This window comes from Ensifer sp. 4252 (assembly GCF_050434565.1).
Taxonomy (GTDB): domain Bacteria; phylum Pseudomonadota; class Alphaproteobacteria; order Rhizobiales; family Rhizobiaceae; genus Ensifer.
The window spans coordinates 65,424-81,773 of sequence record NZ_JBNDIU010000011.1 but is presented as its reverse complement, the minus strand read 5'-3'; the positions used below and the strand labels follow the sequence as shown (position 1 = coordinate 81,773).

Below are 16,350 nucleotides of genomic sequence, written 5' to 3'. Positions count from 1 at the left end.
AGATCAATCGCCGATACGGGTGAGCCAATGGCGCGGCTTGTTATCGGCGCGGATGGTGACGTCGGTCACTTCCTTCGACATCGCCCATGCCATCGGCTGCTGGTGCAAGGGGATCATGATGACCTGATCCTTGGCAAATTTCAGCGCTTCGGTCTCGATTGCCAGTCGCTTGTCGCGATCCATTTCGACGGCGGCCTTCTTCACCATCGCGTCGAGTTCCGGATAGGACCAGCCGCCATAATTGGCGACGCCGGCCGCGCCTTCGCGGGTCGATAGCACCTGGATCAGAAGCGAGTAGGCATCGAGCGTCGGCTCGTTAGCCCAGCCGATCATGTAGGCGTCGGATTTGCCGCCGGCACGCTTCGGCGCCTGAACGGCGCGCGGACCGATGTCGAGCGTCGGCTTCAGACCAACCCGCGACAGCATGGAAACGAGCGCGCTGCAAACGTCTTCCTCGTTGACACTTTCGTCGTTCATGCAGACGAGCGTAAACTCGGTGCCGACAGCGCCCGCCTCTTCCAGGAGCTTCTTCGACAGTTCCGGATCATAGACGGTCGGCACATCCAGTTCGGCGCTGTAGCCCGGGATTTCCGGTGCAACCATCGTGCCGGCGACGTGCGACTTGCCGCGCATAACGCGCTTGAAGATCAGTTGACGGTCGATCGCGTGATCGATCGCCTGGCGGACCTTGATATCGTTGAAGAAGTTTTCGCGGCCATCGTTGAGCTTGTCCTTGCGGTTGAAGACGAGATGGATCGTGCGCAGGTCGGAGCGCTCGACAACCTTGATGTTCGGGTCGCTCTTCAGCCGGTCGAGGTCCTGCACTGGCGCGCCGTCGGTGAGGTCGATCTCACCCGAAAGCAGTGCGGCGACGCGGGTTGCAGCGGACGTGATCGGGGTGAATTCGATGCGATCGAGGTTGTGCTTGGGCGTATCCCACCAGCCGTTATTCTTGACCAGCACGGTCTTGCTGTCCGGCACGCGCGATTCAACGATGAACGGCCCGGTGCCGTTGGTGTGGTAGGTGGTGTAGCCTTCGACCTTGCCGCCGACATCGGTCGGCAATTCGGACTTGTTCTCGATCAGCCAGTCCTTGTCGAACATGAAGATGTTGGTCATGTCGTTGAGGAACAGCGGGCTCGGCGAGTTCACCTCGATATCGACTGTGTAATTGTCCACCTTGGTCGTCGAGACATAGGCCGGAATGTTGCCGCGCAGAGGCGACGTCGGGTGGCTGACACGAGCCATCGAGGCTACCACGTCGTCGGCAGTGAAATCGGCGCCGTTCTGGAATTTTACGCCCTTGCGCAGGTGGAAGCGCCAGACCTTTTCTGAGACCAGCTCCCACTTGGTGGCGAGTGCCGGCTCAACGACGAAATCCGGCGTGTAGCGCGTCAGCCCCTCATAAACGTGATTGAGGAAGGCGAGGTTCGACGTGCTGCCGTAGGAATATGGGTCGAGCGAGAAGATATCCCGCGGGCTGCCCCAGCGCAGCGTTTCGGCCTGTGCCGTCGAGGCGAGAAAGGCGAATGCCAACCCCGCGAGGAGATGCTTTCTCAGTTTCATGTGGTTCCCTCTGTTTTTTCCCATTCGTCGCCGTGCCGATCCGGTCGGTCCACGATCCTTCGATCGCTGGAGGCCTGACGACGCTAGATTTGAAGTTGTTGTCGCTAATGTCAACTATTTTGTCGACAATTATGTTGGCAAGAATTAGCGATCCCGGTTTTATGGGGAAAAACGGTGCGAATTCAGCGGCTTTGAAGCGATGGTGACTTTGCAATCGTGACGTGAGAAACGGGGCGACAACCCATTTTTCAGGTGGATTGTTGTTGAGGGAGACACAATCAGCCGGCTGCAGCATGGTCTCGGCAGGTCGCATGCAGGCAGAAATCTGCGGGTTCTTGCTGCATCATGGCCCCCGGAATAGCAAAACAGCCCGCCCCGCCGCGATCGGATGACCGGATGGAACGGACTGCTTTTCGTTAGCAACAATCGGCGGATTACCAATCGACGGTTGGCTCAGCTCTCGCGGAACGCTCGGCTCACCTGATCCATCAGCGGTTTGATGAAATAGGAAGCGACGCTTCGTTCGCCGGTGGTAATAAAAGTCTCGACCGGCATGCCCGGCATCAGGGAGACGTTTCCGAGCCTCTGGATCTCTGCAGGCGCGATCGCGATGCGCGCGACGTAGAAGCTCGCACCTGTCCGTTGGTCGACCGACACATCGGCGGACACCCGTTCGACCGCGCCAAAGATTTCCGGTGTCGTCTTCTGGCTAAAGGCGGAGAAACGCAGGATCGCCTTCTGTCCGGAATAGATCTGATCGATGTCCTGCGGCGCGACCTTGGCCTCCACCACGAGCTTGTCGATATCCGGCACGATCATCATGATCGGCTCGCCCGGTGCGACCACGCCACCGACCGTATGGATGGCGAGCTGGTGCACGATGCCGTTCTGTGGCGCGACGATGTCGACCCGTTTCAGCTGGTCTTCGGCCGCCACCTTGCGCTCGACATATTCGCCGATGCGGGCATCCATTTCGCGCAGGTCGGTGCCGACCTCTTCGGCCCACTGCTCGTCGACCTGAATGATCTGCAGCGAAGTCTCGGCAATCTTTTCGTGCACGCCGGCGACGCCTGCAAGCAGCCTGCCCATCTCGCCATCGATATCGGTTGCCTGGCGCTCGAGTGCGCTGAGGCGGCTCTTTTCCATCAGACCCTTGTCATGCAGGAAGGTATAGCGGCCAAGCTCCTCGTTGATCAGTATCCGCTCACGGCCGCTGGCCGTGCGCTCGGCTTCCATGCCGCGGATCTCGTCGTTCAACTGCTGCACGCGCCGTTCCAGTTGGCGCTTCTTACTCTCGCGCACATCCCTTCGGCTTTGGTAGAGACGTTGCTCGGCATGCATCATTGCAGTCACATCAGGATCTTCGGCGCGCGAAAGGAGCGTTTGCGGGAAGACGACCCGCTCGGCACGGTCCCGCTCGCTCTCCAGCCGCGCCTTGCGCGCCGCGAATTGGTCGAGGCTCTTGAGAATGATCGCCAGATTGGCCTTCGTCATCGTTGCGTCGATGCGCATGACGACGTCCCCCGCCTTCACGTGGTCGCCGTCGCGCACCATGAGGTCGCTGACCACGCCGCCAACGGGGTGCTGCACCTTCTTCAGGCTGCTCTCGACAACCACGGACCCTTGAGCGATTACCGCTCCGACGATTTCCGTACCGATCGCCCAACCGCCGAAGAGCCCGACCAGCGTGGCAAATCCGAGCACGCCCACGATCAGGTGGGTGCGGATCGAACGTCTGAGTGTCTGCCAATCGTCCATGTTCATGCCTTTGCTGCTTCTGCTGATTGCACCACCTTGAGCGCACCCGGATTGGCGGGTGTCTGCCTTAGAACCTTCGAGAGAACTTCGTCCTTCGGGCCGAAAGCCTGCTGGCGGCCCGCGGCAAGCATCAGCACCTTGTCGACGGCAAGCAGAGCGCTTGGGCGGTGGGCAATGACGATGACGATGCCGCCACGTTCGCGGATCCCGAGGATCGCTGAAGTCAGCGCCTCCTCGCCTTCGGAATCGAGGTTTGAATTCGGCTCGTCGAGAATGACGACGAAGGGATCCCGGTAAAGCGCTCTTGCAAGGGCGATGCGTTGCTTCTGGCCTGCGGAAAGCGGGCGGCCATTTTCTCCGACTTCAGTGGAATAGCCCTCCGGCAGGCTGACGATCAGATCGTGAACTCTTGCTGCGCGCGCAGCGGCGATGATGTCATCGGGCCCAGCATCGGGGTCGAAGGAGGCGATATTCTCCGCGATGGTGCCGTCGAGCAGTTCGATCGATTGCGGCATGTAACCGATATGGCGGGCAAGGGCTGCGGCCGGCCATTGGTCCGGCGTGGCACCGTCGAGCCGGATGGAACCGCGCGCCGGGCGCCAGATGCCGACAAGCAAACGCGCAAGCGAACTCTTGCCGGAGCCGCTGGCACCTATGACGCCGAGCCCGGTTCCGGCCTCCAGTGTGAATGTGACATCCTGCAAGACGGCTTCCGTCGTTTCAGGCGGAAGAGCGCTGATGCGGTCGACAAAAAGAGCGCGGCTCGGTGCCGGCAGATCCATGCGATCAGGCGCATCGGGCAGCAGTGCCAGCGTCTTCTGCAGGCGTCGGCGGCTTTGGCGAGCACCGATAAAGCCTTTCCAGTTGGCGATCGCCAGATCGACCGGCGCGAGCGCCCGGGCCGACAGGATCGAGCCGGCGATGATGATCCCAGGCGTTGCCTGTTCGTTGATGACCAGCCAAGCGCCGACCGCGAGGATGCCGGACTGCAGCATCATGCGCAGCACCTTGCTCATCACGCCGAAACCCGAGGAAACATCGCTCGCGCGGCGCTGCTCACGCGTAAACGCACGGTTCTCATCCTGCCAGCGGCGCCTCAGATGCGGGCCCATGCCCATGACCGAGATCACATCAGCATTGCGACGGCCGCTCTCTGCCATGCGGTTGCGTTTGGAGGAATGGCGCGCAGCCTCCTCGACGGGCCGTTGCGATACGAGCTCCGTCAGCAGGGTGATTGCCGCCAGAATGACCGCGCCCGCGAGTGCCGTGACGCCCAGCCAGAAATGAAAGGCGAAGCAGATTGCGATATAGAAGGGAAGCCACGGCAGGTCGAACAGTGCGGTCGGCCCGCTGCCCGAGAGAAAAGCTCTGATGGTATCGAGATCGCGCAACGGTTGGGCATAACGGGCGCTGATCGGCACCTGCAACTGCAGACCGACGATCGCATCATAGATCCTTGGCGAAAGAGCCTGATCGAGCCGATCGGCAATGCGCACCAACAATCGGCCACGCAGCGCGTCGAACAGGCCCTGAAACGCATAGAGCACGACAACGATGGCGAGAAGTGCAACGAGCGTCGGCAGGCTCCTGCTTGGAAGCACCCGATCGTAGACTTCCATCATGAAGAGCGATCCGGTGAGGTAGAGCACGTTGACGACCGCGCTCATCAGGCCGATGCCGACGAAGGCGCTCGCGCAACCTGCAAACACGCCCTTGAACTGGCTGGAATTTCTGTTGGAAGAACTGTCGTGCATGGTCCCTGATCCGTTGAGATCGCGGCGGTATCAGGCAGGCATCACAAGGCGATGACATGCTTGAAGTGGCTGAAGCCTACGCCGCGCAGGAAAGAATGGGCGCGCCGGGTGGCGCGCCCCTTCGCTTTGGTTAGGCGAAGCGGAAGTCGTCGATGACGAAGTTTTCCGTTTTCACACCGTTGAAGGTGATGGACGACCCGTCATCGAACGCGATCTGCGCACCGGCGTCACCATTGGTGAAGGCGCCGGAAGACAGGAGCGCCTGGTAGTCGGCGAACACGTCCTTCGAAAGCAGGACGACATCGTCGCCCTGAGCGCCGGCCTGGAAGTCCAGGACCACGTCGCGACCGTCGCCGGCCGCAAAGACGAAGGTGTCGGCACCCACACCGCCCGTCAGCACGTCATTGCCCGTGCCGCCGTTCAGCGTGTCATTGCCAGCTCCGCCGTTGAGCTGGTCGTTGCCGGCGCCGCCGCTGAGCGCATCGTTGCCAGCGCCGCCCATCAGCACGTCATTGCCAGCACCGCCTTCGACCACGTCGTTGCCGTCACCGGCCACAACCCGGTCATTGCCAGCTCCGGCATCGATCATGTCGTTGCCATCGCCCGCGAGCACCGTGTCGTTGCCGTTGCCGGCCTCGATCATGTCCTTGCGGTCCGTCGCCACCAGCGTATCGTTGCCGTCAGTGCCTTCGACGACGTTGTACTCCGTGTAGCCGTCGACCTTGATCGTGGCCGTGCCGGTCGATTCCCCACCCTGGGCGTCACGCACGGTGTAGGTCACGGTGACCATGGCGTTCTGTTCGTCTTCCAGAGCCTGGAAGGCGGAAGACGGATCGGCGACAAGCTTGCCATCGACGATCGAGAAGGCTGTAGCAGCCTCAGCGTTCGTCAGTGCCAGACCGGTGACGGCCGTGACCGCGAAGCCGACAAGCGTCAGCCGGTCGCCTTCGATATCGCTATCGTTGGCAACGAGGTCGAAAGTGGCAGTCTCGTCCTCGGTAACGGCGCCAGTATCGGCGACAGCCACCGGCGCATCGTTGACCGGTTTGATCGTTACGCTGACGGTACTTTCGCTGCTGCCGCCCTTGCCGTCGGACACAACGACGATGAAGCTGTCCAATCCATTGACATTGGCGTTTGGAACATAGGTCCAGGCGCCGGTTCTGCCGTCGAGTGTGACGCTGCCGTTGGCCGGCCCGCCACCCGTCTTGACTGCGTAGGCAAGCGTATCGCCATCGATATCGGTTGCGGTGATCGTTCCGCTAACCGACGTGTCCTCGTTCGTCTCAACGGTCAGGGACGATGCAACAGGCGCATCGTTGACCGGCTTGACGGTAAAGGCGGCGCCGGCCTCACTGGAGCCGCCGCGACCATCGGAGATCTGGTAGCGGAAGGATGCTTCGCCATTGAAGTTGGTGGCGGGTGTGAAACGAATACCACCCTCCTCAACGGTGGCGGTACCACCCACGACCGAGGTGACGCCGGTCACCTTCAGCTGATCGAGATCGGCATCGGTGTCGTTGGCGAGCAGGCTCGCAAACGGGATGACGAAGGACGGCGCATCCTCGTCGATCGCGGCAAGCGTGTCGCCGGCGGCAACCGGGCCACGATTGACGAGGCCATTGGCGATCGCCGCGCGGTTCATGACCGTGCCGTCGGCGAAGGTAACGAGTTCGACGCCGCCGCCTGCCAACTGGCCCTTCAGGGTCAGTTTTTCGCCATTGGCGAATTCGACCTCGACGGCTTCACCGTATTTGTGCAGGACGGCTTCGCCGCGGGCGATGTCGTGCAGGACGAGAACGTCGCTATCAGCAGATGCAGCGGCCGTTTCGACGATTTCGTCGGTGTCTTCGCCACGTCCGTAGACATAGGTATCGGAACCGTCTCCGCCGATCAGCACGTCGTTGCCGGCACCACCTTCGATCAGGTCGTCGCCGAGACCGCCGGCAATGATGTCGGCACCCTCGCCGCCCATCAGCACGTCGTTGCCCTTGCCGCCGGCAAGCCCGTCACGTCCGGCACCACCCATCAACGTATCGTCGCCGTCACCGCCATCGAGGCGATCGTCGCCGCCGTTGCCGATGAGGGTGTCATTGCCGGCAAGACCGTAGATTGTCTCGCCGGCTTCCCCGCCGACGAGCATGTCACGGGCATTGGAACCGTTGATCACCTGGCCGCCTTCGAGGCCCGACTTGAGATCGACGACCGTCAGATCGTCGAAGGACAGCCCGGCATTGCCCCAGGAATAAAGGCCGAAGGTACCTGCATCGAGACCACGGTCGCCGACCGGATAGGCAAAGAGTGCCTCATCGTTGAGGAAGGCGGTGATCTTGTCGCCGACGACTTCGACGCGCAGCTTCATCGCCTGGCCAGGCTCATACTTGCCTGGAACCTGGGCGAGAATCTCCTCGACCCCGTTCTTCATGCGTACGAGGTTGAAGATGCTGCCGGCGCCATTGCCGGGGCTGCGGTCGAGGATGCCATCGGCATCGAGTTCGAGTTTGTAGTAGTTTTTGTTGTCCTTGTAACGGAACAGGAAGCCGAGGCCGTCCTTGTCAGGCGTCTGGATCGTTGCCTCAACGGCATAGTCGGTCCAGGCAAGTGCCGCCGGGTCCTTGAACAAGGCATAGGTGCCGAGACGAAGGACGTTGACGCCGTCGCCAAGCGGGCTCCAGCCACGCTTCCAAAGATCGGCAGCCGTTGCCCCGCTCCAAGTTAGTTCGCGGCTCGCAAGCCCCGTCGTCTGCACCAGCTTTCCGTCGGCAAGCAGCCATTCGGATGCCTTGCCGTCCGGCCCGATACCGCCAAGTTCGCCTTCATCGACGATATTGAAGCGCGACAGGGACTGCGGCGACGAGAAGTCTTCGGCAACGAGGATTTTGGTGCGGTCGACAACGGTGATATCGACGCGGTCGGTCGAGACCGAACCGTCAACAGCCGTCACCTTAAGGAGCAGTTTGTTGACGCCGGTGTCGAGATTGACGTTGGCGGTCTTGCCATTGGCAATGACGTTGCCGGCGAGATCCGTCCAGACGTAGTCGAGCAACTGCTTCGGACCGAACGAGCCGGAGGCGTCGAGCTTGACGGAAGCCTTGCCGTCGCCGTCGATGTCGTAGGTCCGCTGATCGATGCCGGCCTTTGCCGTCGTGTCCGCCTTGGTGACGACGATATCGTCGAAGACCGAAGCGCGCTGGCCGCTGGAATAGAGGCCGACGGTGCCGCCGGTAAGCGGTGCGTTGGCGTCCGTGACCGGTCCGGCAAAGACATTCTTGTCGCCGAGGAAGACGTTGATCGCGCCGCCGGTGACGGCCACGGTCAGCGGGATTTCCATATTGTAGGGCGAACCTTCGTTCACCGATGCCAATATGGTCTCGACGCCATTGGCCACCTTGACCAGTTGGCGACGGTTGGTCTCACCATCGAGCGTGAAGCGGTAGTGGTTGTTGGCGTCCTTGTAGTAGAAGAGAACGCCGATCGTGTCGTTGTCGAGCTGCGTCAGTGATGCTTCGAAGACGTAGTCCGTCCAGGTGGACGAGCCTTCGCCGACGAAGACCAGCTTGTTGCGGGCGGCATCGCTCTGGTCGAAGAGTGCTGCCTCCGGTGCGGCAAGCCCTGCGGCTCCGGTCGGACGCGAGAAGACCGTTCCCTTCAACAGGAAGTTTCCGGTGTTGCCGTTGGCAGCGCCGATATCAGTGGCCCAGCCATTGGCATTGCCGTCGTTGAAGGTCTCAACGAGCAGAGTGCGATCGCCCCGGACAATCACGTCGACAGTGTCGCTGGTCTTGATGCCGTTGAAATCGGTCGTGGTCAGCGTCAGCTTGTGCTTGCCAAGCTCGAGCTCAGCCTTGGCGTCCTTGCCTTCGGCCACCACGTCGCCGTTCTCGTCGGTCCACACCCAGCTCTTGACGCTTGCCGGCAGCAGCGATTTGGCACCGGAAAGCGTAACATTTGCGGATGCGGCGCCTGCGGAGGCGTCGGCGATGATGTCGTCGCCGGCTTCGGCCATGGCGCGTGCATTGCCGCCGCTGACGTTGATGTTTTCGAACACTTCCTGGTGGCCACGGTAATAACCGGTCAGGCCGTCGCGATCGAGTTCCGGCTTGGTGCGGAAGCCGTCGAGGTAGTCGTCGAACCCGGTAAAGTAGGTTTCGGTGGAAATGCGGTTGTTGTCGGGGTCGATGGTGATGAGGCGGATGGCGCCGTTGCCGCCATTGTTGCCCTTCGCCTCGTTGCCGTTGCCGGTGATCTCTCGCGATACGCCGTTCTGGTAGTTGACCAGGAACTGGAAGACCGGCTCGCCGTACTGGTTGTAGGTGATGTCGGTTTCAGCGCCGTCGCCGAAGATGTGACCGGAGAACGTCATGACGATGTTCGGGTAGCGAGCGAGCAGCTCGCGCGAAACATATTCGCCGTCATTGGCGCCGCGCTGATCGGTGCGCATGCCGTAATCGTATCCCGCACCTTCGTCATAGAGCGGAAGAGCCAGATTGTCCTGGCGGCCGGCATAGCTTGTCAGCGAGTGGGTGGCGAGCATGACGCGATAATCGGGATGCGCCTCGATGACATCGCCTGCCCAACGGATCACGTCGTCGCGCGGGCCGAACTCGAGCGAGATCGACAGCCACTTGGTACCGTCAGGGGCCGTGAACGTGCTGTAGGTGTTGCGGGCGCTCATCAGTTCCTGATCGTAGGCGCCGCCGAAGGTGCCTGGGCTGGTCGCTGCCTGCTTGTCGGGCGAGAAACGCTGGTCGAGATAGATCGACGAGTGGTCGGCAGCACTGCCGCCGTTGGCCTGGTCATGGTTGCCCGGAAGCAGGGCGTAAGGGATCTTGCCGTCGAGCTTGCGAAGGGCAGCTTCGGCGATGTCCCACTGGCCGGAGAGATTGTTCTGGGTGATGTCACCGACATGGGTCATGAAGACGATGTTGTGGCTCTGGCGATTGTCGACCAGCCACTGCGTCATGTCGCCGAAGAAGTGCTTGATACCATCGTTGGACGTGTAGTCCTGTGTGTCTGGGAACACGGCGATCGTATAGGCATTAGCACCGGCGACGCGGACGCGGAAATCGTCGGTGATTGCGTGTCCGGTGCTATCGGTTGCAGTCACGCGGATGTCGGAGTGGCCGAGCGCTGCAAAATCCAGCACCAGCTTGTTGCCGTTGGTCAGGACGGCATTCAAGACCTCGCCCTTGCTGTTCTGCACGGTGAAGGTCAGGTTTTCGCCGGAGAAATGCTGCGACAGGTCGATCGACACATTGGCCGCATCCGGCGTGACCATCATATCCTTGATGGCAGACGTCTTAACGACGGAGCCGGGGTTGGGGGTCGTGTCCTGACCGACGGCCGGAATGCCCGCCGTTGCCGGTGTCGTTGTCGAAACCGTCGTGCCTTGGCCGCTCAAGGAACCCTGCCCGAAGGCAGGCGTGGTCGGGCCTTCACCGAAACGGAACTCGGTGCCGTTGGACGACAGCGCGTCAGTCTTCAGCGCATCCGGAACGATGCCTTCCGGCTTGGCATTGCCGAGCGCCGACAGTTCCGAACCGGTGAGAACCTTTTCGATGAAGAGGAAATTGCTAAGGTAGCCGGAAGACGTTTCACCATCCTCGTCGGCGAAGATCAGGAAGCCCTTGGCCTTGTCGATGGTGAAGCGGGCGGCAAGCGTGCCGGTCATCTTCTGTTCGGCGGCGAACTCGCCGTTGATGTATTTCTTCATCGAGACGCCGCCGCTGGCGTCCTTGTCGATCGTGAGCCCGATGCGGTTCCAGGCATCGAGCTTGGCGGCGCCGCGATAATCACTGTTGATGCCGAGGCCGAAGCTCTCGCCGCCTACCTTGCCGAAGATATCGCCGTCCGAAGTGTTGGTGACGTCCGTCTGCAGGAAAGGGATCCAGCCGCTGGAGCCTGCCGACGGGAAATAGACGTCGTAGACGAGGCTGTAGGACGAGACAGTGCCGGTGCCGCCGGGCGACACCAGAATGCCCTGCTGGGCCTGCACACGCGGAATATTCAGGAGCCAATCGGAGGAAGATTGGATCGGCGTCGCAATAGAACTGGGGGAGGAAGTCATGTCGGCTTTCTCTCTAAAGGTGAACGGGATCGGCGCTTGGCCGTGCGTCACCGTTAGCCGCCACGCTTACCGCGCAGATGACAGTTGCTTAACAAAGCGTAAAACGGCCATAGCGTTTTCCGATGGCTGCCATCGGTTTTATCCACCGTCTGAGGGGGCGATCGGTATGGTAACCGCCGGTGTCATGTGCCTGTCAGCTTTTCCAACAATGATACGCGCGTGGATCCAACAGGCCGTGCCCGCGGGCAACAGAACTGGAAGCAATGTCGATCACTCAATTGAAAGCATTTCACATCGTCGCCCAGTCCGGTGGCTTCTCCCAGGCAGCCCGCGACATGGCGATCAGCCAGTCCACATTGTCCCAGCATGTTCGGGAACTGGAGGCGGTCTGCGGGCAGAACCTGCTTGATCGAAAGGCGCGCGGCGTCAGCCTCAGCGCCCATGGCGAGCGCCTGTTCGAAATCACCTCGCGCCTGTTCCAGGCGGAGAAGGAAGCCACCGCTTTCCTGCGCGGCGAGGCCGGAACGACTGGCGGTCATCTGCGTGTTGCCGCCGATGGCCCCATCCTGGCGCTTCCGATCCTTTCGCGATTGAAGATCGATCGGCCAAAACTGACCTTCTCCCTTGCCGTCGACAACTCCGCCCGCGTGATCGACCAGATCATCGACTATCGCGCCGATGTTGCGATCACCGCGCAGATCCCCGACGACCCGCGCCTGCATGGCGTGCGTTTTCTGAGCATGCGCCTCGGCCTGTGCGTGCCGGCATCCCATCCGCTGGCGGCGCGCGACGGCGTCACCATGCAGGAACTCGAAGGCCTCTCATTCGTCATGCGCGAGCGCGGCTCGCGCACCCGCGAAATCTTCGAGAAGAACCTCGCCGATCATTCCATCTCGATCCATCAGATCGTCGAAATTTCGTCGCGCGAAGGTGTGCGCGAAGCAATCGCCAATGGCGTTGGCTGCGGCGTCGTTGCCGATCTCGAATTTGGCCACGACGCCAGGCTCTCTTTCGTGCCGATCGACGACGCGAGAGAGATCATCGACGAATACGCGATCTGCTTGGCGGAGCGCCGTCATCTGCCGCTGATCCGCAGCTTCCTCGATGAGGCAAGCCGCCTGTTGCCCGAGGTTGGCGACACGTTCAGAATGCCGTCATCTATTCAGAAAGAAACAACAAAAACAATAATCTCTGCGTCGTCTCTGACACAATAGATCATAACTTCCGTTCGTTGACGTAACGGCAGCCTCAGAGCTTGGCGGTCGCTCCGAAGCCTGTCAGGAAAGACGTCAGATTGTCGGACAGCGCATCACAGAGATAGCCGCCTTCCTGAACGATGGTTGTCGGCAAGCCCAGGCCGGCGATCGCCGCGCCGATCCTTGCGAAGCCTGATGTCGAGACCGACAGGCCACCGAAGGGATCGCCCTCGAACGCATCGAGGCCGAGTGCCACCACAAGCGCGTCCGGCGCGTAGGCGCGGATGCGGTGGAAGGAGACTTCGAGGGCTGCGAGGAATTCGGCGTCACCGGACTTGCGCTCAAGCGGCAGGTTGAGATTGTAGCCAAGGCCCGCCCCCTCGCCGCGCTCGTCGGCGTGGCCCCAGAAGAAGGGATAGAAGCGCACGGGATCCGCATGGATCGAGACCGTCAGTACATCGGAGCGACGATAGAAGATACCCTGCGTGCCGTTGCCGTGATGCAAGTCGATGTCGAGGATCACCACACGCGCCGCGTCAGACAGAAAGCGCTGTGCCGCAACGGCGGAATTGTTAAGAAAGCAGAAGCCCCCGGCAACATCAGCAAAGGCGTGATGTCCGGGCGGGCGGCAGAGTGCATAGGCGGCGCGATCGCCAGCCATCACGGCGTCTGCTGCATCGACCGCGCTCCAGGCGCTCCAGCGCACGCTCTCCCAGGTTTCTCCGGAGATCGGACATGCCGTATCCGCCATGTGATATCCGGCCTGCCCTACTGCGGAAGCCGGGTATCGCCCATCGCGGGCCAGCGGGTGAATGTTCGGGATTACCTCTTCCGAAGCTTCAGCGATCCGCTGCCAGCGCGTGTAGATATGCTCGAGGAAGTCTAGATACTCGGGCGTGTGCACGGCGGCAATCGGGCCGAGCCCCTGATCGCGCGGGCGTAGGATGGTGCACCCGGCGTCGCGAGCACCGATCAACAGCCGCTCGACCCGTTCGGGCTGCTCGGGGTTCGGCTGCGGCGCACCGCTCGAAAGGAAAGCTTTCGGATCGTGTCGCTTCTGTTCCTGTGCGTAGAAGGCTTTCATGCTTTCTCCAACTCCTGCGTCTTTAAACTTTCAGTCCCTCGGCGAGAGCCACGAAGGCCTCTCCATAGGCGGCATGAGCGCGATCTTTCGTCTGCCAGGCAATGCCGAGCCGCTCGTAAAGGCGCTGCGCCGGCAGGTTCTCCACGTCGACTTCCAGGCGCAGGTAGTCCCCGCCCCGCGCCTTCGACCACGCGGCCACCTCGCGCAGCAGGCGCTCGCCGATACCAAGGCCACGGACGCGATCGTCGACATACAGGTCCTGGACGAAGACGCCGGGTCGTCCGCGCCAGGTCGAAAAGATCGGGAAGAACAGGCAAAGGCCGGCAAAATCTCTACCCACCTCGGCAATCAAACTGCCGAAGGCGGCATCGGGGCCGAAACCGAACCGACGGTAGTCATCGGCCGTGCAGGTGACTTTCTCGGTCATATCGAGCCCGCGCCCCATGGCCCGGATCGCGCCATGTATCGCGTCTGCGTCCCCAATTTCACCCGCACGAATGCAGATATGCGCGGCTGTGCTCTGCGTTGTTGTCATGGTCGTCCCCTTCGATGCTGACGGAAGACCGCAAGCGACCTCGCCCGAGCCCGCGGCGTCAGAATGCCACCTGATCTCCGCCTTTGAGGCCAAGAAGATCACGCGCTTCCTTAGGGGTGGCAACCTCCAGCGACAAGGCGTCGAGCACGGTGCGAATACGCTTCACCTGTTCGGCATTGCTGGTCGCAAGTTGCCCGCGGCCATTGTAGAGGCTGTCTTCCAGCCCCACCCGCACATTTCCGCCCATGGCTGCTGCCATGGTGATCATTGGCATCTGGTGCCGGCCGGCGGCAAGCACCGAGAACGAATAGTCGTCGCCGAAGAGCTTGTCGGCGATCCGCTTCATGTGCGTTAGGTTCTCCGGATCGGCACCGATGCCGCCGAGAATTCCAAAGACAAACTGGATGAACAGATGGCCGGAGACCAGACCGCGGTCGCGGAAATGCGCCAGCGAGTAGAGGTGGCCGACATCGTAGCATTCGAACTCGAAGCGTGTCCCGCATCCCTGTCCGAGACGGGTGAGAATGAACTCCATGTCGGCAAAGGTGTTCTTGAAGATCGAGCTGCGCGTCGCCTCAAGCAGCTCCGGCTCCCATTCGTGTTTCCATTCGGCCGGCTTGTCCAGCGCCGGAAACAGGGCGAAGTTCATCGATCCCATGTTGAGCGAGCACATCTCCGGCTCGGCCCGCAACGATGCCGCGAGACGATCTTCGAGCGCCATCAACGACGAGCCGCCGGTCGAGATGTTCACGACCGCGTCGGTCGATTGCTTGATGCGCGGCAGAAACTGCATGAACAGCGAAGGGTCGGCCGAAGGGCGCCCATCGGTCGGGTTTCGCGCGTGGAGATGCAGGATCGAAGCGCCAGCCTCGGCCGCAGCAATCGCCTCGGAGGCAATTTGGTCCGGCGTGATCGGCAGGTAAGGCGACATGGTCGGCGTGTGTACCGAGCCCGTTACCGCGCAGGTGATGATAACCTTCCTGCGCGACGTCTTGGTTTTCGTCATGATGTCGATCTCAGCGGTTGACGGGAAGGTTAAGCTCGGCGGCAAGCTGCTCGAGCACGTCGCCGAGGATGGCGACGATCTCGCCGATCTGCTCCCTGGTGATGATCATCGGCGGGCAGACCAGGAAATGATCGCCCTCGACGCCGCCGCGGGTGCGCCTGGAATAGATGATCAGCCCGCGCGCATAGGCGAGATCGACGATCCGCTGGTGCGCATTCAATTCCTTCGGCAGCGGCTTCATCGTCTCAGGATCCGAGACGAACTCGGCGGCAAGCAGCAGCCCCTTGCCCCTGACGTCACCGATGAACGGGAACCGCTCAGAAAGCGCGACCAGTTCGGCCTTGAGGGCGTCGCCCATGACGGCGGCATTGTCGATGAGGCCGAGCCGATCGATCTCGTCGAGAACAGCAAGGCCGGCAGCGCAGGCAAGCGGATTGCCGGCATAGGTGAAGCCATGCTGGAAACCGCCGGCGTCGAGCACAGGCTGAACCAGCCTCGACGGCGCAGCCATCGCGCCGAGCGGGCAGTAACCCGAGGCAAAGCCCTTCGACAGTGCGATCAGATCCGGCTTGCAGTCCCAATGGTCGCCGCCAAGGAATTTTCCGGTGCGACCGGCTCCGCTCATGACCTCGTCATGGATCAAGAGGATGCCGTATTTGTCGCAGATTTCGCGAATGCGCCTATAGTAGCTGTCGGGCGCGACCAGGGCACCGGTCGATGCGCCGCCGATCGGCTCCATGATGAAAGCGAGTACGCTGTCAGGGCCTTCGGATTGGATCCTGTCTTCCAGCATGTCGGCATATTTGATGCCGCGCTGCTCCATCGAAAGATTGTCGCGATCGAGATAGGCGGTCGGCGCCGGCACCTTCGGCATTTCACGCATCATCGGCGAGAACGGATCGGAGAGAGCCGCGTAGCCCGTGACGGCCAGCGCCCCGAGCGTGCCGCCGTGGTAGGAGGGAAAACGGGAAATGACCTTCCAGCGTCCCTTCTGGCCGGTCGCAACCGCCCATTGGCGGGCCAGCTTCAGGCAGGATTCGACCGCTTCGGACCCGCCGGAGACAAAGAAGATCCTGTCCATGCCTTCGGGCAGCTTTTCGGCGGCGCGGCGGGCCAATTCTTCCGCGGGTTCGTTTTCGAAGTGAAGACGGTAGGCAAAGGTCACGCGATCCATCTGCCGCTTCATCGCCTCGAGCACATTGCGATTTCCGTGGCCGATATTGACCACCATCGCACCGCTCGAGCCGTCGATCACCCGACGGCCATCCTGGTCCCAGAGATAGATGCCCTCAGCCCGGTCGACCAGCGGCCGGCGAAGACGCGACTGGTAGAACAGATGTGAAGCGGGCCGTTCGTTGGAAGCTGTCGTCTTGAGCATATCCGG

At 61.6% G+C, this 16,350-nt stretch carries 9 protein-coding genes; 1 reads left to right on the top strand and 8 read right to left on the bottom strand.

The window, feature by feature from the left end; all coding sequences use genetic code 11:
- Positions 1-3: 3 nt before the first annotated feature.
- The 4 genes from ABIE33_RS20375 to ABIE33_RS20360 form a co-directional block, all read right to left on the bottom strand.
- Entirely contained in the window at positions 4-1,566 is a 1,563-nt protein-coding gene (locus tag ABIE33_RS20375) for an ABC transporter substrate-binding protein (protein WP_429128667.1), read from the bottom strand.
- Between the two features lie 453 nt (positions 1,567-2,019).
- The gene (locus ABIE33_RS20370; protein WP_429128930.1) at positions 2,020-3,324 is read right to left on the bottom strand and encodes an HlyD family type I secretion periplasmic adaptor subunit; all 1,305 of its coding nucleotides are present in this window, start codon (positions 3,322-3,324) and stop codon (positions 2,020-2,022) included.
- Between the two features lie 2 nt (positions 3,325-3,326).
- Complete coding sequence (locus ABIE33_RS20365; protein ID WP_429128665.1) at positions 3,327-5,078, bottom strand: type I secretion system permease/ATPase; 1,752 nt, start codon at positions 5,076-5,078, stop codon at positions 3,327-3,329.
- Between the two features lie 130 nt (positions 5,079-5,208).
- Positions 5,209-11,145 (bottom strand): Ig-like domain-containing protein, encoded by a 5,937-nt coding sequence (locus ABIE33_RS20360; protein ID WP_429128663.1) that lies wholly within the window; start codon positions 11,143-11,145, stop codon positions 5,209-5,211.
- Positions 11,146-11,408: 263 nt separating this feature from the next.
- Here ABIE33_RS20360 and ABIE33_RS20355 point away from each other — a divergent pair, with 263 nt between their 5' ends.
- The gene (locus tag ABIE33_RS20355; protein ID WP_429128660.1) at positions 11,409-12,359 is read left to right on the top strand and encodes a LysR substrate-binding domain-containing protein; all 951 of its coding nucleotides are present in this window, start codon (positions 11,409-11,411) and stop codon (positions 12,357-12,359) included.
- A 34-nt stretch (positions 12,360-12,393) separates the two neighbouring features.
- On the opposite strand, the gene ABIE33_RS20350 is transcribed toward ABIE33_RS20355, so the two are convergent.
- Genes ABIE33_RS20350 through ABIE33_RS20335 form a run of 4 tightly spaced genes read right to left on the bottom strand, consistent with a single transcriptional unit; the run spans position 12,394 to position 16,344 of the window.
- Entirely contained in the window at positions 12,394-13,425 is a 1,032-nt protein-coding gene (locus ABIE33_RS20350) for a histone deacetylase family protein (RefSeq protein WP_429128657.1), read from the bottom strand.
- Between the two features lie 22 nt (positions 13,426-13,447).
- Positions 13,448-13,960 (bottom strand): N-acetyltransferase family protein, encoded by a 513-nt coding sequence (locus ABIE33_RS20345; protein ID WP_429128654.1) that lies wholly within the window; start codon positions 13,958-13,960, stop codon positions 13,448-13,450.
- Between the two features lie 58 nt (positions 13,961-14,018).
- On the bottom strand, positions 14,019-14,966 hold the full coding sequence (locus ABIE33_RS20340) for a 3-keto-5-aminohexanoate cleavage protein (protein ID WP_429128651.1): 948 nt from the start codon (positions 14,964-14,966) through the stop codon (positions 14,019-14,021).
- Between the two features lie 10 nt (positions 14,967-14,976).
- Positions 14,977-16,344, bottom strand: a complete 1,368-nt coding sequence (locus ABIE33_RS20335) for an aspartate aminotransferase family protein (RefSeq protein ID WP_429128648.1) — start codon at positions 16,342-16,344, stop codon at positions 14,977-14,979.
- Positions 16,345-16,350 lie beyond the last annotated feature (6 nt).